The sequence below is a fragment of the Microbacterium sp. NPDC057407 genome, from assembly GCF_042803895.1.
Lineage (GTDB): Bacteria > Actinomycetota > Actinomycetes > Actinomycetales > Microbacteriaceae > Microbacterium.
In genome coordinates this window covers 59,302-81,151 of record NZ_JBHVCA010000006.1, presented here as the reverse complement: position 1 = coordinate 81,151, position 21,850 = coordinate 59,302, and the positions used below count along the sequence as shown (strand labels likewise).

At 70.8% G+C, this 21,850-nt stretch carries 22 protein-coding genes; 9 read left to right on the top strand and 13 right to left on the bottom strand.

Annotation, left to right across the window (positions count from 1 at the left end):
- Positions 1 to 65 precede the first annotated feature (65 nt).
- Positions 66 to 629 carry a YceI family protein gene (locus tag ACFUTX_RS14750; protein ID WP_378866223.1) on the top strand — a complete coding sequence of 188 codons (564 nt, stop codon included), beginning with the start codon at positions 66 to 68 and terminating at the stop codon, positions 627 to 629.
- A gap of 12 nt (positions 630 to 641) precedes the next feature.
- Here the strand turns inward: ACFUTX_RS14750 and ACFUTX_RS14745 are convergent, their stop codons facing one another.
- Both ACFUTX_RS14745 and ACFUTX_RS14740 read right to left on the bottom strand, forming a co-directional pair.
- A complete protein-coding gene (locus tag ACFUTX_RS14745) occupies positions 642 to 1,652 on the bottom strand; it encodes a DMT family transporter (RefSeq protein WP_378866220.1) in 1,011 nt (336 codons plus the stop codon).
- An 83-nt stretch (positions 1,653 to 1,735) separates the two neighbouring features.
- Entirely contained in the window at positions 1,736 to 3,043 is a 1,308-nt protein-coding gene (locus ACFUTX_RS14740; RefSeq protein ID WP_378866217.1) for an MFS transporter, read from the bottom strand.
- Between the two features lie 163 nt (positions 3,044 to 3,206).
- Here ACFUTX_RS14740 and rpsO point away from each other — a divergent pair, with 163 nt between their 5' ends.
- A complete protein-coding gene (gene rpsO, locus ACFUTX_RS14735) occupies positions 3,207 to 3,476 on the top strand; it encodes a 30S ribosomal protein S15 (RefSeq protein ID WP_005048780.1) in 270 nt (89 codons plus the stop codon).
- Between the two features lie 284 nt (positions 3,477 to 3,760).
- On the opposite strand, the gene ACFUTX_RS14730 is transcribed toward rpsO, so the two are convergent.
- Positions 3,761 to 4,801: an isopenicillin N synthase family dioxygenase gene (locus ACFUTX_RS14730; protein ID WP_378866214.1), complete on the bottom strand. Its 1,041-nt coding sequence runs from the start codon at positions 4,799 to 4,801 to the stop codon at positions 3,761 to 3,763.
- Positions 4,802 to 4,863: 62 nt separating this feature from the next.
- Positions 4,864 to 6,039 carry an acyltransferase family protein gene (locus ACFUTX_RS14725; protein WP_378866211.1) on the bottom strand — a complete coding sequence of 392 codons (1,176 nt, stop codon included), beginning with the start codon at positions 6,037 to 6,039 and terminating at the stop codon, positions 4,864 to 4,866.
- A 206-nt stretch (positions 6,040 to 6,245) separates the two neighbouring features.
- Here ACFUTX_RS14725 and ACFUTX_RS14720 point away from each other — a divergent pair, with 206 nt between their 5' ends.
- Positions 6,246 to 7,451 carry an LLM class flavin-dependent oxidoreductase gene (locus tag ACFUTX_RS14720; RefSeq protein ID WP_378866459.1) on the top strand — a complete coding sequence of 402 codons (1,206 nt, stop codon included), beginning with the start codon at positions 6,246 to 6,248 and terminating at the stop codon, positions 7,449 to 7,451.
- A gap of 1 nt (position 7,452) precedes the next feature.
- Positions 7,453 to 8,097 carry an FMN reductase gene (locus tag ACFUTX_RS14715; protein ID WP_378866209.1) on the top strand — a complete coding sequence of 215 codons (645 nt, stop codon included), beginning with the start codon at positions 7,453 to 7,455 and terminating at the stop codon, positions 8,095 to 8,097.
- Positions 8,098 to 8,119: 22 nt separating this feature from the next.
- Here ACFUTX_RS14715 and ACFUTX_RS14710 read toward each other — a convergent pair whose 3' ends face one another.
- Together ACFUTX_RS14710 and ACFUTX_RS14705 are read right to left on the bottom strand one after the other, a co-directional pair.
- A complete protein-coding gene (locus tag ACFUTX_RS14710; protein WP_378866206.1) occupies positions 8,120 to 8,938 on the bottom strand; it encodes a DNA/RNA non-specific endonuclease in 819 nt (272 codons plus the stop codon).
- 32 nt (positions 8,939 to 8,970) lie between these two features.
- Positions 8,971 to 9,573, bottom strand: coding sequence for a DedA family protein (locus ACFUTX_RS14705; RefSeq protein WP_378866203.1), 603 nt, complete (start codon positions 9,571 to 9,573; stop codon positions 8,971 to 8,973).
- 140 nt (positions 9,574 to 9,713) lie between these two features.
- On the opposite strand from ACFUTX_RS14705, the gene ACFUTX_RS14700 reads away from it, so the two are divergent.
- A complete protein-coding gene (locus ACFUTX_RS14700) occupies positions 9,714 to 11,693 on the top strand; it encodes a glycosyltransferase (RefSeq protein ID WP_378866200.1) in 1,980 nt (659 codons plus the stop codon).
- A gap of 6 nt (positions 11,694 to 11,699) precedes the next feature.
- Here ACFUTX_RS14700 and ACFUTX_RS14695 read toward each other — a convergent pair whose 3' ends face one another.
- The 3 genes from ACFUTX_RS14695 to ACFUTX_RS14685 are packed head-to-tail and all read right to left on the bottom strand — an operon-like array spanning position 11,700 to position 14,321.
- On the bottom strand, positions 11,700 to 12,386 hold the full coding sequence (locus ACFUTX_RS14695) for a response regulator (RefSeq protein WP_378866197.1): 687 nt from the start codon (positions 12,384 to 12,386) through the stop codon (positions 11,700 to 11,702).
- On the bottom strand, positions 12,383 to 13,636 hold the full coding sequence (locus ACFUTX_RS14690; protein WP_378866194.1) for an ATP-binding protein: 1,254 nt from the start codon (positions 13,634 to 13,636) through the stop codon (positions 12,383 to 12,385). The genes ACFUTX_RS14695 and ACFUTX_RS14690 overlap by 4 nt, the downstream gene beginning before the upstream one ends.
- A gap of 4 nt (positions 13,637 to 13,640) precedes the next feature.
- The gene (locus ACFUTX_RS14685; RefSeq protein WP_378866191.1) at positions 13,641 to 14,321 is read right to left on the bottom strand and encodes a YrhK family protein; all 681 of its coding nucleotides are present in this window, start codon (positions 14,319 to 14,321) and stop codon (positions 13,641 to 13,643) included.
- 115 nt (positions 14,322 to 14,436) lie between these two features.
- On the opposite strand from ACFUTX_RS14685, the gene ACFUTX_RS14680 reads away from it, so the two are divergent.
- Positions 14,437 to 15,888, top strand: a complete 1,452-nt coding sequence (locus ACFUTX_RS14680) for a cation:dicarboxylate symporter family transporter (protein ID WP_378866188.1) — start codon at positions 14,437 to 14,439, stop codon at positions 15,886 to 15,888.
- Between the two features lie 48 nt (positions 15,889 to 15,936).
- Here the strand turns inward: ACFUTX_RS14680 and ACFUTX_RS14675 are convergent, their stop codons facing one another.
- The 3 genes from ACFUTX_RS14675 to ACFUTX_RS14665 all read right to left on the bottom strand — a co-directional run bounded on the left by ACFUTX_RS14675 (position 15,937) and on the right by ACFUTX_RS14665 (position 16,728).
- Positions 15,937 to 16,122 (bottom strand): hypothetical protein, encoded by a 186-nt coding sequence (locus tag ACFUTX_RS14675; RefSeq protein WP_378866185.1) that lies wholly within the window; start codon positions 16,120 to 16,122, stop codon positions 15,937 to 15,939.
- A 12-nt stretch (positions 16,123 to 16,134) separates the two neighbouring features.
- On the bottom strand, positions 16,135 to 16,317 hold the full coding sequence (locus tag ACFUTX_RS14670; protein WP_378866182.1) for a DUF5302 domain-containing protein: 183 nt from the start codon (positions 16,315 to 16,317) through the stop codon (positions 16,135 to 16,137).
- A gap of 72 nt (positions 16,318 to 16,389) precedes the next feature.
- Positions 16,390 to 16,728, bottom strand: coding sequence for a hypothetical protein (locus tag ACFUTX_RS14665; RefSeq protein WP_378866180.1), 339 nt, complete (start codon positions 16,726 to 16,728; stop codon positions 16,390 to 16,392).
- A gap of 319 nt (positions 16,729 to 17,047) precedes the next feature.
- Here ACFUTX_RS14665 and ACFUTX_RS14660 point away from each other — a divergent pair, with 319 nt between their 5' ends.
- From ACFUTX_RS14660 to ACFUTX_RS14650, 3 genes are all read left to right on the top strand, one after another.
- Positions 17,048 to 19,327, top strand: coding sequence for a polyribonucleotide nucleotidyltransferase (locus tag ACFUTX_RS14660; RefSeq protein WP_378866177.1), 2,280 nt, complete (start codon positions 17,048 to 17,050; stop codon positions 19,325 to 19,327).
- 273 nt (positions 19,328 to 19,600) lie between these two features.
- On the top strand, positions 19,601 to 20,641 hold the full coding sequence (locus tag ACFUTX_RS14655; RefSeq protein WP_378866174.1) for an aldo/keto reductase: 1,041 nt from the start codon (positions 19,601 to 19,603) through the stop codon (positions 20,639 to 20,641).
- A gap of 98 nt (positions 20,642 to 20,739) precedes the next feature.
- The gene (locus tag ACFUTX_RS14650) at positions 20,740 to 21,342 is read left to right on the top strand and encodes a histidine phosphatase family protein (protein ID WP_378866456.1); all 603 of its coding nucleotides are present in this window, start codon (positions 20,740 to 20,742) and stop codon (positions 21,340 to 21,342) included.
- Here the strand turns inward: ACFUTX_RS14650 and ACFUTX_RS14645 are convergent.
- Entirely contained in the window at positions 21,330 to 21,839 is a 510-nt protein-coding gene (locus tag ACFUTX_RS14645; RefSeq protein WP_378866171.1) for a GNAT family N-acetyltransferase, read from the bottom strand. The genes ACFUTX_RS14650 and ACFUTX_RS14645 overlap by 13 nt on opposite strands.
- Positions 21,840 to 21,850: the final 11 nt, after the last annotated feature.

Here is a 21,850-nt window from a genome sequence, read left to right as displayed (position 1 = left end):
CCGACCCCCTGTTGGGGTCGGTATGCCCGCCGCCCTCGGCGGCTACCCCGACACGAAGGAAGACCATGACCGACTCCACGACGATCGACGTTCCCGGCTACAAGACGGGCACCTGGGTGCTCGACCCCTCGCACAGCGAGGTGACCTTCAGCGTGCGCCACATGATGATCTCGAAGGTGCGCGGCACCTTCGGCATGAAGAGCGCCACCCTCGTCGCGCCGGAGAACCCGCTCGACGCGAAGGTCGAGGCCAGCGTCGACGTCGCCTCGGTCGACACCAACGACGAGGGCCGCGACAACCACCTGCGCTCGGCGGACTTCTTCGACGTCGAGAACCACCCGACCATGGAGTTCCGCTCGACCCGGACCCGCATCGAGGACGGCGACTTCCTCGTCGACGGCGACCTCACGATCCGCGGCGTCACCAAGCCGGTGACCTTCGACTTCGAGTTCGGCGGCTTCGGCACCGACCCGTGGGGCAACTACAAGGCCGGCGCGACCGCCAAGACGGTCGTCAACCGCGAGGACTTCGGGCTCACGTGGAACGCCGCGCTCGAGACCGGCGGGGTGCTCGTCGGCAAGGACATCACGATCACGCTCGAGCTGCAGGGCGCGCTGCAGCAGGACTGAGATCGGCGAACCTCAGCGCTGACGGGGGACGGATGCTGCGGCATCCGTCCCTTCGTCGTTCCGGCGCCCGATGCGCACACGGTCCTGCGCGAGCAGGATGCCGAGGAACACGACCAGTGCGCCCACCGGCTCGTTCCACGACACCGTCTCGCCGAGGATCAGGATGCCGAGCACGACGCCGACGACGGGCGTGATGTACGTGACGGTCGACGCGCGGGTCGGACCCCACGCGCGCACGGAGTTCTGGCTCCACACGTACGCGAACCCCGTGCCGAGGCATCCCAGCAGGAGGAGACTGACGACGATCCCCGCGTCGAGCCGCACCGGCGTGAGCACGAGGAAGGGCGTCAGCAGGGCCATCACGACCCCCGCCATGGCGATGTAGCCGAAGGTGAACGCCAGCGCCGACATCCCCGTGTTCGACACGAATCTTCGCATGTAGGCCAGGCTGAACCCGTAGCTCGCCGTCGCGCCGAGGATCGCGAGTTCGGCGACGAGGCTGCCGTCGAACGCCAGGCCCTGCCACGGCGCCATGATGACGACCACGCCGAGCACTCCCACGCCGATGCCGAGGATCTGCAGCAGCCGGAGCTTCTCGACCCGGAACACCAGCCACGCCATGATCGCGGTCATGATCGGAGTGGTGGCGTTGAAGATGCTGGCGACGCCCGACGTGACGTGCTGCTGCGCCCAGGAGAACAGCAGGAACGGGATCACGCAGAAAGTGAGGCCCAGCACCGTCAGGTGGGCCCACACGACGAGGCTCCGCGACATCTTCTCGCGGCGGAGCAGCACGAGCGCGCCGAGCGTCAGGGCGCCGAGGATGATCCGCGTCCACGCCACCTGGGCGGGGGAGATGCCCTCGAGCGCGACCTTCATGAAGAGGAAGCTCGCGCCCCACACGACGCCTGCCAGGACGAACTGGGTGGTGACCCACGCCGAGCCGGACGCGCGCTCGGCGGGTGCCGCCTCGGCGTTCGAGGCGACTGCGGTCGCGGTGGTGCGGGTGCGAGCGGTGGACACCCGGCGACTCTACGCCCGACCGCCGACCCCGACGACCGGCACCGGATGCGACGTCCGAAATCCGCCGATGCGCGGCCGTCCTGCTACGGTTCGGGGTGCTCGGCGTCGTACGCCCGGAACCTCGGGCTCGCGCGCACGAGCAGGCCGACCAGCGCGAGGATCACGAATCCGCCGAGCAGCGGCGGGAACCACAGCGACGTGATCGTCGCGAGGGTTCCCGCGTAGAGCGCGCCCAGGCGGGGGCCGCCGGCCACCACGACGATGAAGATGCCCTGGAGCCTTCCGCGGATCGCGTCGGGCACGGCGGCCTGCACCATCGTGCTGCGGAAGATCGAGCTGACGTTGTCGGCGGCGCCCGCGATCGCCAGGGTCAGGCACGCCAGCGAGATCAGCACGAGGTTGGGCGACGTCTCGCCGACCATCCCCGGGGAGAACCACCCGAGGGCCGCCGCACCGAGCACGGCGCCGAGCGCCGCGATGGCGCCGCCGTAGACGAGGATCGCCCGCTCGATGCCCAGGCCGTGGTGCCGCACCCGGCCCACGGGACCGGAGAAGAGGCTGGACAGGAAGGCACCGGCGGCGACCGACGCCGTCAGGATGCCGGTCGTGATCGGTCCGCCGCCGAGCAGCACGGCGCCGATGGCCGGGAAGAGCGCCAGGGGCTGGCCGAAAGTCATCGCGATGATGTCGAGCACGAACTGCAGCCGGATGTTCGGCGCGCGCCGCAGGAACCGGGCGCCGTCCTTGAGCGACTCCAGCCCGGGACGAACCAGCTCTCCCTCGGGCAGCAGCCGGGGGAGGGTCCACAGGCCGAGGAACAGCGAGGTCATCAGCACCACGTCGAGCGTGTACGTCCAGGCGTATCCCACGAGCGCGACCAGCACGCCCGCCAGTGCGGGACCCGCCATGACCATGATCCCGACGGTGATGCCGCCGAGAGCGGATGCCGCGGGCAGCAGCTCGCGCGGGAGCAGCCGGGGCACGATCGCCTGCCGCGCCGCCATCACGATCGAGTTCGCCGACGAGTTGACGATGCTGAGCGCGTAGAGCCACCACACGGTCTCGAGCTCGCTCCAGGCGAGCACGGCGAGCACCACGGTCGACGCGAAGGTCACCGCGGCGGCGATCAGCGCGACGGTGCGCCGGTCGAAGGCGTCGGCGAGCATGCCGCCGTAGAGACCGGCCACGATCATCGGAACCAGCCCCGCGACGGCGATCATCGCCACGGCGAAGGTGGAGCCGGTGAGCTCGTACATGTGCAGCATGATGGCGACGATGGTCAGCTGACCGCCGAGCCCGGCCAGGGTCGACCCGATCCACATGCGGGCGAAGGCGGGACTGGTGGTGAAGGGCCGCAGGTCGATGAAGTGGTCGCGACGCAAGCGGGGCATCCCACGAGGCTAACCCGGGGCGCGGGTGCCGAGGTTCGGGCCGTTCCGCGCGGGCCGATCCGGCTGGTAGACTCTTGAGGTTGCCGTTAGATCGGCCGCGGAGAAAGAGAGCTCACGCATCCGGCGTCGGGCACCGCGCAACGACGAGAAAGGGGATCACTTTATGGCACTGGAAGCAGACGTCAAGAAGGCGATCATCGAAGAGTACGCGACGCACCCCGGTGACACCGGATCCCCCGAGGTGCAGGTCGCGATGCTGACGCAGCGCATCAAGGACCTCACGGAGCACCTGAAGGAGCACAAGCACGACCACCACTCGCGTCGTGGTCTGTTCCTGCTCGTCGGTCAGCGCCGCCGTCTCCTGGGCTACCTCCAGGACATCGACATCAACCGTTACCGCTCGCTCATCGAGCGACTTGGTCTTCGCCGCTAGGCGACGACCAAGCCTGGTCATCGAGTAGCGCCCGAGGGCGCGTATCGAGATGCGGTCTGCGCCGCTGAGCGGCGCAGGGTCGATCGGGCATCGCACCCAGCGTTCAATCGCGCAAAACATTCTTGGAAGGCCTCCCCACGGTGTGGGGAGGCCTTCGTCATTTCCGGGCGGCGGTCGATGCGTGCCCGTCGCCGTGCACCGGGACAGGCCATTCCGCCGACGCAGGACGTTCTGCGGAGGATCGTCCTGCGTCGGCCGGATCGCCTGATGCCGTCGGGGCGCGGCTACTGCGCGCTCGCGGCCCGCGCCTCCACAAGGTCGGCGTGGTGGATCGCCGCCACGTCCGGGTGCGCGCGAAGGCGCGACTTGAGCGCGTTCTCGCCGTAGAGGGCGTGGATCGGGTTGGCGGGATCCTGCGTGACCCCGCGTGCCTGGGCGGCGAGCTCGGGCGGCAGTTCGATGAGCGGCAGCCGCTTGTCGAGCGCCGGGTTGAAGAAGAACGGCACCGAGATGCGGTCGTCGGGGTAGCGAGGCGAGATCACCCGGTGGTTCGTCGCGATGAGGTAACCCTGCGTGGCGTACTCGAGCAGCTCGCCGATGTTGACGACGAAGGCGCCCGGCACCGGGGGAGCGTCGACCCAGTGCGACTCGCCGGTGACCGGGTCGATGCGCTCGACCTGGAGGCCGCCCTTGCCCGGCTCCACCCACAGCAGCGTGAGCACGCCGGAGTCCTTGTGGGCGCCGACGCCCTGCTGCGGGGTCGGGTCCTCCTTGCCGGGGTAGCGCACGATCTTGATGAGCGTGGAGGGCTCGCCGAAGTGCTCGTCGAAGTAGTTCTCGGGCGCTCCGAGCGACAGCGCCCATGCCCGCAGCAGCTTGCGCGCCACGCCCGACAGGTGGTCGTGCCACTCCGACACGACGTCCTGCAGCTCGGGCTGCGCCTGCGGCCACAGGTTCGGTCCCACCAGCCGGAAGAAGTCGGCGGCAGCGGGATCGGTCACGGCCTCGCGCTCCGGGCCGATGTCGATCTGCTCGCGCCAGTCGACCTTGCCCTGCGTGCGCTCGCCGCCGATGCGGGTGTACCCGCGGAAGTGCGGGCTGTTGACGTTCTCGATCGCCAGCTTGTCGGCCTCCGGCAGCGCGAAGAAGTCGCGGGCCGCCCGGTGCAGCCGGGACTCCAGCTCGGGGGTGACGCCGGTGCCCGTGAGGTAGAAGAACCCCACATCGTGGGTCGCCGTCCGCAGCTCTTCCCGGAACCGGGCGGCGGCTTCGGGACCCTCGTCGAGCTGGGAGAGATCGAGGATCGGCAGGTTCAGGTCGGTCATGGAGCGAGAGTAAGCGGATGCCGCGGCATCCGCTCGTCTGTTACCGAGGGTTACCCTCGACCTCAGCCGTTCTGCCGCGGGTCGGCGTGCGCGCGACGTGGCGCCGCCGGTTCACGCGGGCGCCGGGAGCCGGTGGGGTCGTTGCGGCGTCCTTCGCTCGCGGCGAGCGACCGGTCGGCGAACAGCCACCCCGGGCGGGGCTCGATGAGCGGCCGGAACACGCGCCGCACCGGCTTCGTCGCGAGTCCCAGGGCGATGAGCACCGACGCGACGACCACGAGGGGCAGCCACAGCCAGGTCGGGTCGAGGTCGCGCAGCACGCCGGACTCCCGGAACGGGTAGAGCACGAACGAGTGCAGCAGGTAGACGTACATCGTGTACTGCCCGAACTGCGTCCAGAAGTGGGTGCGCCGTGGGAGGAGTGCGAAGAACGCCGTGCTCAGGACGACGGCGACCAGCATCAGCGCCAGGCGGACGCCGCCCGCCCACCACTGGGTGCCGCCGATGGCGGCGTAGTTGTCGTCGTAGAACAGCCATTCCCGCAGATTCATCGCCCGCCAGTCGTCGACGAAGAACCAGGCGGCCCACGCGGCGGCGGCGAAGATGCCGATGCCCCCGGCGAGCGCCCACCACGGGCGCTGCCGGAGCAGGCCCCACCGCTCGACGACGTCGTGCTCGCGCAGCCACCAGCCGAGCGTGAAGAAGGGCAGCAGGCCGAGCGTGCGCGACAGGGAGAACGTCGAGTCGATGTTGGGGAGGTACCCGGCGCCGATCGAGATCAGTACGGTCCACAGCAGCGGCCACCGCAGCAGCGCGAGGTACGGCAGCACCAGCCGGAAGATGCCCAGTGCGAGGAGGAACCAGAGCGTCCACGAGGGCTCGGTCAGGTTCGGATTGGCGCGGCCTTCGACCACCCACTTCAAGAGGGTCCACAGCCCCTCGAAGATGACGTAGGGAACGAGGATGTCGGTGATGATGCGCGCCATCTGCCGTCGTGTCGGCGCGTCGGACTTCGAGAAGTAGCCCGAGATCACCGCGAACGCGGGCATGTGGAACGCGTAGATGAGCAAGTACAGCCCGAGCGCGATGTCGGAGTCGTAGGTGAGCCGCTGCACCGCATGGCCGAGCACGACCAGGACGATGCAGGCGAATCGGGCGTTGTCCCAGAAGGGCACCCGTCGTCGGGGGCGAGCGACCTGGCCGGTCGCCGCCGGGGGCGGATTCCCGCTGTCGGTCATCGATCCTCCTCGCCGGCCGTCACCAGAGTAGTGCCGTGAGGCGCCGGCGCCGGCGAAAGCGGCCGTCGTCGCCGGCTCGGGAATAACCTGGGACTGCACGCGTTGCACGAGATACATTCATTTGCATAGATTCGTCTCGAGCGGAGAACCCGCCCTGACGCAGAAGCGGGAGAGCGATCGTGAGCGACAGCACCACGTGGTCCGGAATGCAGTTCGGCATCTTCACGGTGAGCGACATCACCGAGGATCCGACGAACGGCACCACGCCCAGTGAGGCGGAGAAGATCCGCAACACCATCACCGTGGCCAAGCACGCCGAGGAGGTGGGACTCGACGTCTTCGCCCTCGGCGAGCACCACAACCCGCCGTTCTGGTCGTCGTCGCCCACGACCACCCTGGCGTACATCGCCGCCCAGACCGAGCGACTCGTGCTGTCGACCGCGACCACGCTGATCACCACCAACGACCCGGTGAAGATCGCCGAGGACTACGCGATGCTCCAGCACGTGTCCGGCGGTCGCGCCGACCTGATCCTCGGCCGCGGCAACACCGGCCCGGTGTATCCGTGGTTCGGCAAGGACATCCGCCAGGGCCTCGCGCTGGCCATCGAGAACTACAACCTCCTTCACCGCCTCTGGCGTGAGGACGTCGTCGACTGGGAGGGCCAGTTCCGCACACCGCTGCAGGGATTCACCTCCACGCCGCGTCCCCTCGACGGTGTGCCGCCGTTCGTGTGGCACGGATCGATCCGCACGCCCGAGATCGCCGAGCAGGCCGCCTACTACGGAGACGGATTCTTCGCCAACAACATCTTCTGGCCGAAGGAGCACTACCAGCGGCTCATCACGCTGTACCGGCAGCGCTTCGCCCACTACGGGCACGGCACTCCCGAACAGGCGATCGTGGGTCTGGGCGGCCAGGTCTTCATGGCCAAGAACTCGCAGGACGCGGTCCGGGAGTTCCGGCCGTACTTCGACAACGCGCCGGTCTACGGTCACGGACCCTCGCTCGAGGACTTCAGCGAGATGACGCCCCTGACGGTCGGCTCGCCCCAGCAGATCATCGACCGCTACGCGTCCATGCGCGAGACCTACGGCGACTACCAGCGCCAGCTGTTCCTCATCGACCACGCGGGTCTGCCGCTGAAGACGGTGCTCCAGCAGCTCGACATCCTGGGTGGCGAGGTCGTTCCGGTGCTGCGGCGCGAGCTGCAGAAGGACCGCCCCGCCGAGGTTCCGGATGCCCCGACCCACGCGAACCTCGTCGCCGCGACCTACGGCGACCAGGCCCCCCGCCAGGCCGTCCCCGGCGCGAACCGCGGCGACAACCTGACGGCGGGCTCGCCGTACCAGGACGCGCCCGCCCCGGCCGGCTCCGCCTTCGGCGCCGCCGCGACCCGAATGGGAGCCTGACATGGCCACGCGACGCATCGCGGTGCTCTCGGCGGGCCTGTCGAACCCCTCCTCCACGCGGATGCTGGCCGATCGCCTCTCCGGGGCGACCGCACGGCACCTGGCGGAGCGGGGCATCGAGGTCGAGGTGGACGTCTTCGAACTGCGCGACTACGCGCATGACGTGACGAACAACCTCCTCACCGGGTTCGCCCCGCCCGCCCTGGAGTCGATGATCAACGCGGTCGTCTCCGCGGACGCCGTCATCGCCGTGACGCCGATCTTCTCGACGAGCTACTCGGGTCTGTTCAAGTCGTTCATCGACGTGCTCGACCCCGATGCGCTCACCGGCAAGCCCGTTCTGATCGGTGCGAACGCGGGCACGGCGCGTCATTCGCTGGCCATCGACTACGCCATCCGGCCGCTGTTCACCTACCTCCACTCCGAGCCGGTCTCGACCGGCGTGTTCGCCGCATCGAGCGACTGGGGAGCCTCGGGCGACCAGGTCGCCCCTCTCGGCGAGCGGATCGAGCGCGGCGCGCGCGAACTGGCCGAGGCGATTGCGCGGCGCGAGCCGGCCAAGAGCGAGGACCCGTTCGACCCCGCCAACTACCTCGGCGAGGGTCGCTCGTTCGGCCACCTGCTGGGCGGTCTCGCCGGCGAGTGAGCCGGCACCCGGACGCCGCCGCTCAGCCGAGGAAGATGTCGCCCGGGTGCGCGAGGGGATGCCACGCGTCCGCCTCGCGCACCCCGGTGCGTCGCAGGACATCCGCGTCGACGAGCGGCCCGAGGTCGACGCCCGCGAGCGTCTCGATGTCGGAGACCGGTGCCTGGAAGGTGCGGAAGGCCCCGAGCGGCGGCACCGCGAGCGTGGGTCCTGCGTCGGCGATCAGCTCGGACTGGTCGAGCACGAAGCCCGCGGACTGCAGCAGGCGACCACCGGCACCGTCGTCGGTCGCCCACGCGGCGACCTTGAAGAATCGCCGGGGGAGCCGGGTGCCGCGGTACAGCGGGTCGTCGGGCGCGAGCACCGGCGCGGTGAACACGCTGATCCGCTGGTCGGTGGAGTCGGCGTACGCGAGGACGTGGTCCTCGAGCCCGAGCCACAGCTCCTTCGACTGGTTGAACGCTCCCGCCTGCGGCGCGGCGTTGGTGTAGAAGAACGTCGCCTCGGTCGCGGCCGTGGCCTCGGCGACCGTGCCCCATCCCGGGTCGCGACGCCGCACCAGATGCCCCCGGTCGAGGTCGTTGCCGGCGTACACCGCCGGTCCGGTCTGCTCGGCGGCCGACACCCGCGGGTCGAGGCGCCACTCGCCGGTGCGCGGCAGGTCTCGAAGCGACGCGCCGTCGATGTTGACCGCCGTCGACACGGCCAGCCCGCGATCCGGGTCGAGCACCACCGTGAACCGCGGGTAGGGGAGCACCTTCACCTCGGCGTCCCCCAACGGGACGGGAAGGGGGACGGGGATCCCCAGGAAACGGTCGTCGTACCCGGTCTCAGCTGCCATCGCACCATCTTCGCGCCCGCCTGCGACGCCGGTCATCCATCCGTGGTCCTCCCGCGCAGACGGCGGGCCAGGATCGCGTCGATCGCGACCCCGATCCCCACCGCGAGCGCCACCGAGACCACCACGGCGACCACCGGACCGCCCGGCAGCAGGGCGGCGACGGTCGCGCCGATGAAGGCCTGGTAGGCCGCCCACGCCAGCGCGGCGCACGACGCGATCGCGAGGTACCGCGGCGCCGGGACCCGGCTGGCGCCCGCGGTGAGGTTGACGGCCAGCCGGGCGAACGGGATGAACCGCGCGGTGAAGAGCACGAGAGCCGCGCGGCGCTCCAGGCGGGTCCGCGACCACGCGAACGCGGCGCGCACCCGCGGCCGCCGCATCCAGCCCCACCTCTCGAGGCCGATCGTCCGGCCGACGACGTAGCAGGCCGCGTCGCCGCACGCCGCGGCGACGGCCGCGACGGCGACCACCGCCCACAGCGCCGGTTCCCCCTGCGAAACCGCCAGCGCCCCGAACGCGGTGACCGCGGCCTCACCCGGCACGACCACCAGGAACGCGTCGGCGATCACGAGGGCGAACAGCAGGGAAAGCGCCCACGGGCTCATCGCCACCGTGGAGAGCAGGTCCTCGAGCACGTCACCTTGCTACCCGTCCGCGGTGAACGGAGTACCAACGGCACCCGTCCGGTGACGCGCCGCGGTGCATCGGGTGAACTCTCGCGGAAGCCCGCCGGGTCGAGGCATCCGGTGCCGCGCGCGGCCCCCACCCTGGAACCGTGAGAGTCGCACTCCTCGCGGAATCGTTCCTCCCGCACATGAACGGGGTCACCGGATCGGTGCTCCACGTCCTTCGTCACCTCGCCGCCCACGGACACGAGACGCTCGTGATCGCGCCGCGTGCGGGCGATGTCGCCGACGATCTGCACGGCGCCCGCACCGAGCTGCTGCGCTCGGTTCCGCTCCCGAGCTACCCCCAGGTGCGCGTCGTCTTCGCCCGCGCCGCCCGGCTGACGGGCATCCTGCGCGACTTCCGGCCCGACGTCGTGCACCTGGCGTCGCCGTTCGTCCTGGGGTGGCAGGGGCTCGCCGCGGCCGACGCGCTGCGCGTGCCGTCGGTGGCCGTCTACCAGACGGACGTGGTGGCCTACGCCGAGAAGTACGGCATGCCCCGCGCCACAGCCCTCGTCGAACGCCACGTCGCACGACTGCACCGCCGCGCGACCCTGACGCTCGCGCCGTCAGGGGCGTCCGTCCGCCAGCTCGAGCAGCTGGGCGTCGACCGGCTGCGACGGTGGGGGCGAGGCGTCGACACCGCGCAGTTCTCGCCCGACCGCCGCGACGAGCAGTGGCGGGCCCGCGTCGCGCCCGGCGAGACGATCGTCGGATACATGGGGCGCCTGGCGCCGGAGAAGCAGGTCGAGGATCTCCGCGCCCTCGCCGGCCTTCCCGGCACACGCCTCGTGATCGTCGGCGACGGCCCCTCGCGGGCGGCGCTCGAACGCGCCCTGCCCACCGCCGTCTTCACCGGCCACCTGGCGGGCGACGACCTGGCTGCGGCGCTGGCGAGCTTCGACGTCTTCGTCCACCCCGGCGAGAGCGAGACCTTCGGCCAGACGATCCAGGAGGCCCTCGCGAGCGGTGTGCCGGTGGTCGCCACGGGCACGGGCGGCCCCGTCGATCTCGTGCGATCCAGCGTGGACGGGTGGCTCTACCGCCCCGGCGACCTGCGCGAGCTGCGCGCCCGCGTGGCCGATCTGGCCGGCGACGAGGGCAAGCGCCGGGCCTTCTCGACCGCCGCCTCCCACTCCGTGCGCGACCGCACGTGGGACGCCGTCTGCCGACAGCTCGTCGGCCATTACGAAGACGCCCGGATGCTGCGGCCCATCGACGACGCGCTGCTGCAGCGCGCCGGCATCCGGCCGTCGGCGCCGCGTCCGGCGCGGTCCGGCCGCCCCGGATGGACGCGGTTCGTCGCGCTCGGCGACTCGCTCACGGAGGGGCTGTGCGACACGTCGCGCATGCCCGACGGCGTCCACCGGGGGTGGGCCGACCGGCTCGCCCAGCTGCTCGCGCACGAGGGCAACGGCGCGACGCCGTTCCGCTACGCGAACCTCGCGGTGCGCAGCCGTCGCATGCGCGACCTCACGGCCGACCAGCTGCCGACGGCGGTCGCCCTGCGGCCGGACCTCGTCTCGATCCTCATGGGGGCCAACGACCTCGTCGCTCTCCGGGTCGACGTCGCCGCGCTCGCCGCCGAGCTCGAGTCGGCCGTGCGGGTGCTGCGTGCCGCGGGCGCCGATGTCCTGCTGGTGACGCCGTTCCTGCCGCGGCGGCGGGCCGCGCTCCTCTTCGCGCGGCGCTTCGCGCGCTTCGCGTCGGAGCTGCGACGGATCGCCGCCTCGACGGGTGCGATGCTGCTCGACCTCGAGGCTGTGCCGGCGATCGGCGACCTCGATCTGTGGGCCGACGACAAGGTGCATCTCCGCTCGCGCGGTCACCGCTTCCTCGCCTACCGGGCGGCCGATCTCCTCGGCGTGCGCGACGCGGAGGCCCTCGGCGGCCTCGACGCCGCCCTCCACGCCGACGACGATCCCGTATTCCCCGGCACCTGGCTGCGGCGGGACGCCCTCCCGTGGCTGTGGCGGCGCATGCGCGGCCGCACCGCCGGCGATGGTGTCGACGCCAAGCACTCGGCGTATGTGGTCGTGCCGGGACGCGGAGATGTGCCGGCGACGGTGGCGTCCGAGCTGTCGTGACCGCGGTCAGCCGCCCGGGCGGCTCCGATACTCCGACTCCGGCCGCCCCGGCGCGCCGTACCGGGGGGCGCGCTGCACCGCCCCCACCGCAACGAGGTGCTCGAGGTAGCGCCTCGCCGAGACCCGGGAGATCCCCAGCCGGGCCGCGGACTCCGCCGCCGACACGGGTTCGTGCGAACGCACGTCCTCGGTGATGCGCGCGAGGGTGTCGGCGGAGAGCCCCTTGGGCAGGTCCACCGACGCCGCGGGACGCAGGGCGCCCAGCAGCGCGTCGATCTCGGACTGGGTCGTCGTCGTTCCGGCCGCGGCCCGTGCGCGACGACGGTAGTCGACGTACTGTTCCAGGCGCTCCCGGAACATCCCGAAGCTGAACGGCTTCACCAGGTACTGGGCTACGCCGAGTCCGACCATCTGGCGCACGACGTCCGCATCGCGCACCCCGGTGACGGCGATCACGTCGACGTCCGCTCCGCGCGCACGCAGGTGCCGGAGCACGTCGAGACCCGTCCCGTCGGGCATGGTGATGTCGAGCAGAACGAGGTCGATCCCCGCGCCGTGCTCGAGCACGGCCGAGATCGCGGCCCTCGCACCCGTGCACTCGGCCACCACCTCGAAGCCCTCGAGGCGTTCGAGGTAGGTCCGATGGAGCTCGAGCGTCAGGGCGTCGTCGTCGACGAGCAGCACGCCGATCATCCGCGCACCGCTGGCAGCAGCACCGTGAACACGGTCGGGTCGGGCGAGAGCGAGACCGAGCCTCCCGCGCTCTCGACGATGGATCGGACCAGCGGAAGACCGACGCCCCGTCCCGCCGCGTCGGCCGGCTTCGTCGAGAAGCCCCGCTCGAAGACGCGGTCCGCGAGCTCGGGAGGGACACCCGTGCCGCTGTCGGAGACGTCGATGCGCAGCATCCCGTCGTCCGTCGTCGTGAACGCGACGCGCACCCACCGCGGCGAGGGGCCGGATGCCGCGGCATCGAGAGCGTTGTCGATGAGGTTCCCGACCACCGACACGGCGTCCACCGGCGTCAGCGTGCTGCGGGGAGCGTGCTCGTCGATGTCGGCGATCCACTCGACGCCCCGCTCGCGTGCCTGGGACGCCTTGCCGAGGAGCAGAGCGCCCACCGTCGGGTCGCCGCCTCGCCGGGCGGCGACCTGATCGACCAGCGCCTGGCTCTGGCGCGACGTCTCGGTGAGGATCTCGATCGCCTCGCGCGTGCGGCCGAGTTCGAGCAGCGACACCGCGGTGTGCATGCGGTTGCCGTGCTCGTGCGTCTGCGCACGCAGAGCCTCGCCGAGCGTTCGGACGGACTCGTACGACGAGAGGGCGTCGCGGATCGTCCCCGCCGGGAGGTCGCCGGCCACGCGCCGCGTGGTGCGCTGGGCGAGATAGGCCCCGACCACTCCCGCGGCCAGCAGACCCGCCGCGATGGCGAAGACGCCCGGCAGACGGGGGAGGATGTCGCCGGTGATGCTGCCGACGGTCACACCGACCGACACCCAGCCGACCAGATCGCCCGACGCGCTGGTGACCGGGGCGATCGTGCGGACGCTGGGGCCCAGCGTCCCGGTGAACTCCTCGGTCATCACCCTCGCGGACCCGGGGATCGTCCCGAGGTAGGGGCGCCCGATCTGGTCGCGGTCGCGGTGGGTCACCCGGGTGCCGTCCGGCGTCATGATCGTCACGAAGTCGACGCCGGCGCCGTCCATGACCGATTCGGCGAAGGGCTGGAGGTCGTCGCGGCCCGAGAGACCGGCGGCGACGGCGGGCGTCACGGCGAGGGAGGACGCGACGGCGCGAGTGACCTCTTCCGCCTCGGTGCGCGCGGACCGCTGCGCGTCGAGCACGAGCAGCACGGCCAGCAGCGCGGCCGCGGCCGCCACCGCGCACGCGACCACGAGGAACACCCGCGACGCCGCACTGCGGTTCGCTGTGCGCTGCGGCATCGCATCACCCCCCTCTCGCGCTGTCTCCATCCTCGCCCCTCACGTGCCGTGGCTCCTCCCGCGGGATGGTCCGCCGCGACAGCAGCGCGGCGACGAAGAAGCACACCGCCCCGATCGCGGTCCCGCCGTTCGCCCACTCCTCGTTGACGAGGTCGCCCGTGGACGGCGAGACGTAGGCGCCGACCGCCGAGATGCCGAAGGCGACCGACCCCAGGAAGTTCAGCACCGTCCCGTGCCACGTGCGGGCGTCGCAGTCCCACAGGAGCCCGCGGTCCTTGGTCGCCACGACGGCGAGTGCGCTCGAGACGAGGAAGGCGACCGAACCCCAGGCGTCGGGAACCCACCCGACCCCGACCGCGTCGGGCTGCGCGATCGCCGCAGCCAGCGCGACTCCCGTGGACACGTTGAACAGAAGGGTGCCGGCGAACTGGATCGCCGCGGCCCACCAGTCGGCCCGATCGGGCGCCGACATCTCGCCGCGGGGGAGGCGTCTGCCGCTCAGGCTCAACTGGATGAAGGCGGCGAGGGTGAAGAAGATCGAGCCGACGAAGAAGGTCGTGTTCGTGCCGACCGCTCCGGCCCAGGCCGCGTAGAAGGGCAGCGATCCGGCGAGGAAGCACAGGGAGCCGACCGCGAAGCCCCAGGCTTCGCGCCGGAGCCGTCGAGTGGGCGAGGGCGTCGTCATGCGACCAATACGACCACAACTCGTCCCTGCGCGCGCGTCCTCGCACGCTGGAGGACACGCCGGCGGAACTCCCGGCACGAAGAGGACAGCGACTGTCCATCCCTTGGAGGCGATGATGGCTCTTTCGACACGGACGACTTCGTTCACACTTCCCGGCTTCAACTGGCGCCGCGGCAAGCAGGCGTGGGACAAGCACACGTGGCTCTACATCGCGGTGATCGCCGCCGTGGTGCTCGGCGCCGTCGTGGGCCTCGTCTGGCCCGAGGTCGGCGTCGCGCTGAAGCCCCTCGGCGAGGGCTTCGTGGCACTGATCAAGATGATGATCGCGCCCATCATCTTCTGCACGATCGTCGTCGGGGTCGGCTCGATCGCGAAAGCCGCGACCGTCGGCAAGATCGGCGGCCTCGCGCTGCTGTACTTCATGGTGATGTCGACGTTCGCGCTCGCGATCGGTCTCGTCGTCGGCAACATCATCCACCCCGGCCAGGGTCTCGACATGGCGAACTCGAGCTACGAGGCGACCGGCGAGGCGAAGACCACGCAGGAGTTCGTCCTGGGGATCATCCCGACGACGTTCTTCTCCGCGTTCACCGGCGAGAGCGTCCTCCAGGTGCTCTTCATCGCCCTCCTGGTCGGCTTCGCGCTGCAGCAGATGGGCGACAAGGGCCAGCCGATCATGAACGCCGTCAAGCACCTGCAGGCGCTCGTCTTCCGCATCCTCGGCATGATCCTGTGGCTGGCGCCGATCGGCGCCTTCGGAGCGATCGCGGCCGTGGTGGGCAACACCGGCGTGGCGGCCATCTGGGCGCTGGGAACCCTCATGATCGCCTTCTACATCACGTGCGTCGTCTTCATCGTCGGCGTTCTCGGCACGCAGCTGTACGCGGTGACGCGCATCAACATCTTCAGCCTCGTGAAGTACCTCGCCCGCGAGTACCTGCTCATCGTCGGCACGTCGTCGTCCGAGTCGGCCCTGCCGCGCCTCATCGCCAAGATGGAGCACCTCGGCGTGTCGAAGCCGGTGGTGGGCATCACGGTGCCCACCGGGTACTCCTTCAACCTCGACGGCACCGCGATCTACCTCACGATGGCATCGCTGTTCATCGCCAGCGGGATGGGGGCGCCGATGTCGATCGGCGAGCAGATCGGACTGCTGGTGTTCATGATCATCGCCTCGAAGGGCGCGGCCGGCGTCACCGGAGCCGGCCTGGCCACTCTCGCCGGGGGTCTGCAGGCGTACCGCCCCGACCTGGTCAACGGCGTCGGCGTGATCGTGGGGATCGACCGCTTCATGTCGGAGGGTCGCGCGCTCACGAACTTCACGGGCAACGCCGTGGCGACGGTGCTCATCGGCGCCTGGACGAAGGAGTTCGACGCCGACCGTGCCCGCAGCGTGCTCGCGGGCGGACTGCCGTTCGATGAGACGACGCTCTCGGGCGACGGCCACGACGGGATGTCGCAGTCGGGCGACGCGGTCGGCGTGCAGGGCCTCGAAGAGGCCGCCGTCGCCGAGGCCGAGGCGAAGGAGCAGCGGGCCAGGGAGCGCGTGGCGGCGACCCGTTCCTGACCAAGGCCGCCGGGCCCGTCCGCCGGTGCGGGCGGGCCCGCTCACGCGTCAGGGGCTGGGGTCGATCTCGCCCGCCTCGATCGCGGCCTCCCGCTCCTCCAGGTCGAGGTCGTCCATCTGCTCCTCGACCGACTCCATGGGGTCGAGCGTGGCCGGCGGCAGCTCGAACTCCGTCTCGTCGTCGATCGGCACCTCGCGCTCGTCGTCGGGGATGCGCTCGCGGAAGTCGCTCATGTCACACCCGCGTCATCCGCTCTTGCGCCGGAACTCGCGCTTGGTGACGGCGCCATGGGTGCCGTGGATCGCCGAATCGCCGTCCATGTGCGCCTCGCCTTCGCGGTGCTGCGCGTTCTTCCTGTCGAGCGCTTCCTTGAACTTGCGCTTCATCTCTTCGGATGCCGCGCCCGCCGGCTTCTCGTCGGTGCTCATGACCCCAACCCTAGGCACGGTCGCCCGGACGCGCCAGGCTCTGCCGGGCCCGGCACGTGCGGATCGTCGGGCTCAGCCGCGCAGCGAGCTCCACGGCACGAACTGCGCCGCGACGAAGAGAAGCGGCGCCACGGTCAGGACGAGCCCCACCACCGCCGGCCACCGGGGACGGCTGAGGACCACGGCGAAGATCCCGACGGTCAGCGAGACGACCCCGACGATCGTGATCGCGAAGAGGGTCATCACGGCGATCCCGAGGCCCTCCATCCCGGCGGCGTTCGCGGCGAGGGCCCAGCCGATCGCGAGCGTGGCGACCGTGCTCACGCCCAGGATCGCGGCGGCCACGGCGAGGCCGCGGTGGGACGTCGGGGTCGCGGGTGCGCCCGGGGCCGGAGCCGTCTGGTCGGTCATGGGGGGACGATAGCAGGGCGTCGCGGGCGGATCAGGGGCGCCTCGCGGCGCGGGGAGCCGCCCGCTGATAGGATCGCTGAGGCTGCCTTCGAGGCATCCGCTCAATTCAACATGAGCTCACGGAGCAGGCCGGCAGCTAGCTGGTCCCCTGTGGTGGTCTCCTCTCCTTCGATCGACGGAGGGTGGATTTCTACTGGTGGCCAGTGCTGGCGCGAACATCGCGGCGACAGCCGCGCGCCGAGATCTGCCTGTTCCTGCTCCTTCGAGATGCTCGCGCGTCACACGGACCCGCGAGCCTAAACAAAGAAGGAGGGACCTCTTGGAAGGTCCGGAAATCACCGCCGCTGAAGCCGTCCTCGACAATGGACGCTTCGGCACCCGCACAGTCCGGTTCGAGACCGGGCGCCTCGCGCAGCAGGCGCAGGGCTCCGTCGCCGCCTACCTCGACGAGGAGACGATGCTGCTGTCGGCGACCAGCGCCAGCAAGCAGCCGCGCGAAGGATTCGACTTCTTCCCGCTCACCGTCGACGTCGAAGAGCGCTCGTACGCCGCGGGCAAGATCCCCGGCTCGTTCTTCCGGCGCGAGGGCCGCCCCTCGACCGAGGCGATCCTGGTCTGCCGTCTCATCGACCGCCCGCTGCGCCCGTCGTTCGTCGACGGCCTGCGCAACGAGGTGCAGATCGTCGTGACAGTGCTCTCGATCGCGCCGGGCGAGTTCTACGACGCCCTCGCCATCAACGCCGCGTCCCTGTCGACGCAGATCTCGGGTCTGCCGTTCTCGGGTCCGATCGCCGGTGTGCGCCTGGCGCTCATCCCGGGCCACGGCGAGCACGCCGACCAGTGGATCGCATTCCCGACCGTCACTCAGCTCGAAGAGGCCGTGTTCGACCTCGTCGTGGCCGGCCGGGTGCTGCCCGACGGCGACGTGGCGATCATGATGGTCGAGGCCGAGGCCACCGAGCACAGCTGGAACCTCATCAAGGCCGGCGCCACGAAGCCGAGCGAAGAGATCGTGGCCCAGGGCCTCGAGGCGGCGAAGCCGTTCATCAAGGAGCTCGTCGCCGCGCAGAACGTCGTGGCGAACGCCGCGGCGAAGGAGATCCAGCCCTACCCGGTCTTCCTGCCGTACAGCCAGGAGGTCTACGACTTCGTGGCGGGCCGTGCATACGACCGCCTCGTGCCGGTGTACCAGATCGCCGACAAGCAGGAGCGCCAGAACGCCGACGACGAGATCAAGGACTCCGTCAAGGCGGATCTCCTCGCGGCCGTCGAGGCCGGCGAGCTTCCCGCGGTGGCCACGCTCGAGTTCAGCGCCGCCTACAAGTCGGTGACGAAGAAGATCGTCCGCGGCCGCATCCTGTCGGAGGGCGTCCGCATCGACGGCCGTGGCCTCGCCGACATCCGTCCGCTCGACGCCGAGGTGCAGGTCATCCCTCGCGTCCACGGTTCGGCGATCTTCCAGCGCGGCGAGACCCAGATCCTGGGTGTCACCACGCTGAACATGCTCAAGATGGAGCAGCAGATCGACTCGCTGTCGCCCGTCACGAGCAAGCGCTACATGCACCACTACAACTTCCCGCCGTACTCGACCGGTGAGACCGGCCGTGTGGGCAGCCCCAAGCGACGCGAGATCGGGCACGGCTTCCTCGCCGAGCGCGCGCTCGTGCCGGTGCTGCCCAGCCGCGAGGAATTCCCCTACGCGATCCGTCAGGTGTCCGAGGCGCTCGGCTCCAACGGCTCGACCTCGATGGGTTCGGTGTGCGCGTCGACCCTGTCGCTCCTCAACGCCGGCGTGCCGCTGCGCGCTCCCGTCGCGGGCATCGCGATGGGTCTCGTGTCGGACGAGGTCGACGGGCAGACGCGCTACGCCGCGCTGACCGACATCCTCGGCGCCGAGGACGCCCTGGGCGACATGGACTTCAAGGTCGCGGGCACGAGCGAGTTCGTCACGGCGATCCAGCTCGACACGAAGCTCGACGGCATCCCGTCGTCGGTGCTCGCCGCCGCGCTGACCCAGGCGAAGGACGCCCGGCTGACGATCCTCGGTGTGCTCAACGCCGCGATCGACGGTCCCGACGAGATGGCCCCGACCGCCCCGCGCGTGATCAGCGTGCAGATCCCCGTCGACAAGATCGGCGAGCTCATCGGGCCCAAGGGCAAGACGATCAACGCCATCCAGGACGAGACCGGCGCGCAGATCTCCATCGAGGAGGACGGCACGGTGTACATCGGAGCGACCGACGGCCCGTCGGCCGAGGCGGCGCGCGCTCAGGTGAACGCGATCGCGAACCCGACGAACCCCGAGGTGGGCGAGCAGTTCCTGGGCACGGTCGTGAAGATCGCGACCTTCGGCGCCTTCATCTCGCTCCTTCCCGGCAAGGACGGTCTGCTGCACGTCAGCGAGGTCCGCAAGCTGGCGGGCGGCAAGCGCGTCGAGAACGTCGAAGACGTGCTGGGCGTGGGCCAGAAGCTGCTGGTGCGCATCACCAAGATCGACGACCGCGGCAAGCTGTCGCTCGAGCCGGTTCTCGAAGAGGCCGCCGAGCAGGACGCGGCGCCGGCCGCGGCCGAGACCGCGGAGGCTCCCGTCGAGAGCTGATCCTCGTCGCAGGATCCGGATGCCCGTCTCCCCTCCGGGGGAGGCGGGCATCCGTCGTCGGTGCCGCGCGGCCGGTCACGCCCGGCGACCGCGCCGCGCACCGACAGCGGGTGGCCCCTGCCCGTGACCAAAGCGTTATGGAATGTTTACCGCGAGTCTTCGCCATCGACCGGGGATGTCGCAGGACTGGCCTACCCTCATAGATAACGCGCCGGGGGGTGCGGAATCGGTGATCACGAGGGTTCCGGTCGGAAGCCGTCGTGGGGGTGGGACATGGCTTTCTTCGGCGTTGACGCGGCGCTCTCCTCGGAGAGCCCCCGCCCGAGCGCCGTCGCGCCGCAGGCCGCGCACCCGTCCGCCCCGATCCCGGTCCAGGGTCCTTCGGTCGGTTCGAACGTCCGTGTCGCGCTCGGCGAGAGCGGCGTGTCGGTGTTCCCTCTCATCCTGGGCGGCGCCGAGTTCGGCTGGAACGTCGACCTGGAGTCCAGTCACAGCATCCTCGACACGTATGTCGAGCTCGGGGGCAACGCCGTCCACACGTCCGACAGCTTCTCAGCCGGTCGCAGCGAGCACATCATCGGGCAGTGGCTCCACTCGCGAGGACTGCGCGACGACATCGCGGTGGCCGTGCGGGTCGGCGGGCACGCCGACAACCCGGGGCTCGGCCCCGTCAACCTCGTCCGGGCGGTGGAGGCATCCCTGACGCGGCTGCGGACCGACCGCATCGACGTGCTCTACCTCGACGCGACGACCGACTCGACGGCCGTCCTCGAAGACACCCTCGCGACCGCGGAATGGCTGGTCGAGAGCGGCAAGGTCCGCGCCGTCGGCGCCATCGGCTACACGGCCGCGCAGCTGGTCGAGGCCCGCATCTTCTCGTCGGCCGGGTATCCCCGCATCACCGTGCTCGACGTGCCGTTCAACATCCTGCGCCGGCACGAGTTCGACGCCGACCTGCGTCTGGTCGCCGGTGCGCAGAGCATGGCCGTGACCCCGTCGCACGCGCTCGAGCACGGGTTCCTCGCAGGTCGTCAGCGCACCCGCCAGCGCGGCACCCTGTCGGTGCGCGGTGCGCAGCTGGCGGCGAACCTGAACCGGCGCGGCAGCCGCACCCTCAAGGCGCTCGACCTCGTGGGCTCCGAGCTCGGCGTCCCCGACGCCGCGGTCGCGGTCGCCTGGCTGCTGGCCCAGAAGCTCGTCACGGCGCCGATCGTGAACGCGTACGCGCCCCAGCAGGTGGAAGAGCTCGTCCAGGGCGTGGGCGTCCGACTGAGCCGGTCGCAGCTGTCCGACATCGCACGCGCCGCCGAGTAGGCGACTCCCGCCCGGGGCGCCCCGGCCGTGACCGTCCCGTGACGTAGGGTGGAAGAGGTGTCCCGTCGGGGCACGTGACCCCCGACGGAGTGAGCTGCGTGACGCACTACATCTACCTCGTGCGACATGGTGAGCACCAGGATGCCGAGCACGGCCTCGTCGACGGCCCGCTCTCGCCGCGGGGTCGGCGCCAGGCATCCCTCCTCGCCGACCGGCTGTCGGGCGTGCCGTTCGATGCCGTGTGGCACTCCCCGCTGCAGCGCGCGAGCCAGACCGCCGCGGCGGTCAAGGAGCGCATGCCGTCGCTCGAGCCGCAGCCCTCCGCGCTTCTCTTCGATTGCGTCCCCACCGGGATGACCGACGACACGCCGGCGGCGTACGAGCCGTTCTTCGGCTCGGTGACCGAGGCCGAGATCGAAGCGGGCAGGGCGCAGATGGCCGACGCCGTCGCGGAGTATCTCGCCCGCAAGCGGGGCGAGGTGCACGAGCTGCTCATCACGCACAACTTCGTCATCGGCTGGTTCGTGCGCGAGGTGCTGCAGGCGCAGGAGTGGCGGTGGATGACGCTCAACCAGGCGCACTGCGGCCTGACTGTCATCGCGCAGAAGCAGGGGCGGCCGTGGACGCTCCTCTCTCACAACGACATGGCGCACCTCCCGGTGGAGCTGCGCACGGGCCTCCCCGAGGTCTACCCCGTCTGACCCGGCATCCGCTCGGACGCGGGGGTCAGCACCTTGCCGTACCAGCGCGAGGCGTTGGGGTTGTCGTTGTAACGGTCGATGGCGACGAAGCCCGTGCGGGCGTACAGCGCCGCGGCGGCTTCGAGCGAGTGGTGCGTGTCGAGCACGAGCTCTCGCGCGCCGAGCTCCCGGGCACGGGACTCGAGGGTGTCGATGAGCAGTCGTCCCCACCCTCGGCCGCGGGTCTGCGGCCGCAGATACAGGTGCTTGACCTCGTAGCGGGTGCCCGATGGGCCGTCCGCGATGTGCCGGATGCCTCCGCACCCCGCTGGCCGGCCTTCGTCGTCGTCCAGCACGAGGAAGACGCCCGCCGGCGGCACGAAAGCCGCCGGAGCGGGGAACGTGGTGGTGTACTCCACGTCGAGTTCGGCGAAGCCCTCCGTGCGGGAGCGGAAGTACTCGGCGAGGAGCTCGTGCGCGTCGTGCGCGTCGACGGGGGAGTCGCGGACGGAGGCCATTCGTCCAGCCT

Bases quoted from the DNA above. Each gene is read 5' to 3' on its own strand.
- ACFUTX_RS14750 (WP_378866223.1), top strand. From the start codon at position 66: ATGACCGACTCCACGACGATCGACGTTCCCGGCTACAAGACGGGCACC.
- ACFUTX_RS14740 (WP_378866217.1), bottom strand. From the start codon at position 3,043: ATGCCCCGCTTGCGTCGCGACCACTTCATCGACCTGCGGCCCTTCACC.
- rpsO (WP_005048780.1), top strand. From the start codon at position 3,207: ATGGCACTGGAAGCAGACGTCAAGAAGGCGATCATCGAAGAGTACGCG.
- ACFUTX_RS14730 (WP_378866214.1), bottom strand. From the start codon at position 4,801: ATGACCGACCTGAACCTGCCGATCCTCGATCTCTCCCAGCTCGACGAG.
- ACFUTX_RS14725 (WP_378866211.1), bottom strand. From the start codon at position 6,039: ATGACCGACAGCGGGAATCCGCCCCCGGCGGCGACCGGCCAGGTCGCT.
- ACFUTX_RS14720 (WP_378866459.1), top strand. From the start codon at position 6,246: ATGCAGTTCGGCATCTTCACGGTGAGCGACATCACCGAGGATCCGACG.
- ACFUTX_RS14715 (WP_378866209.1), top strand. From the start codon at position 7,453: ATGGCCACGCGACGCATCGCGGTGCTCTCGGCGGGCCTGTCGAACCCC.
- ACFUTX_RS14710 (WP_378866206.1), bottom strand. From the start codon at position 8,938: ATGGCAGCTGAGACCGGGTACGACGACCGTTTCCTGGGGATCCCCGTC.
- ACFUTX_RS14695 (WP_378866197.1), bottom strand. From the start codon at position 12,386: ATGATCGGCGTGCTGCTCGTCGACGACGACGCCCTGACGCTCGAGCTC.
- ACFUTX_RS14690 (WP_378866194.1), bottom strand. From the start codon at position 13,636: ATGCCGCAGCGCACAGCGAACCGCAGTGCGGCGTCGCGGGTGTTCCTC.
- ACFUTX_RS14685 (WP_378866191.1), bottom strand. From the start codon at position 14,321: ATGACGACGCCCTCGCCCACTCGACGGCTCCGGCGCGAAGCCTGGGGC.
- ACFUTX_RS14680 (WP_378866188.1), top strand. From the start codon at position 14,437: ATGGCTCTTTCGACACGGACGACTTCGTTCACACTTCCCGGCTTCAAC.
- ACFUTX_RS14675 (WP_378866185.1), bottom strand. From the start codon at position 16,122: ATGAGCGACTTCCGCGAGCGCATCCCCGACGACGAGCGCGAGGTGCCG.
- ACFUTX_RS14670 (WP_378866182.1), bottom strand. From the start codon at position 16,317: ATGAGCACCGACGAGAAGCCGGCGGGCGCGGCATCCGAAGAGATGAAG.
- ACFUTX_RS14665 (WP_378866180.1), bottom strand. From the start codon at position 16,728: ATGACCGACCAGACGGCTCCGGCCCCGGGCGCACCCGCGACCCCGACG.
- ACFUTX_RS14655 (WP_378866174.1), top strand. From the start codon at position 19,601: ATGGCTTTCTTCGGCGTTGACGCGGCGCTCTCCTCGGAGAGCCCCCGC.
- ACFUTX_RS14645 (WP_378866171.1), bottom strand. From the start codon at position 21,839: ATGGCCTCCGTCCGCGACTCCCCCGTCGACGCGCACGACGCGCACGAG.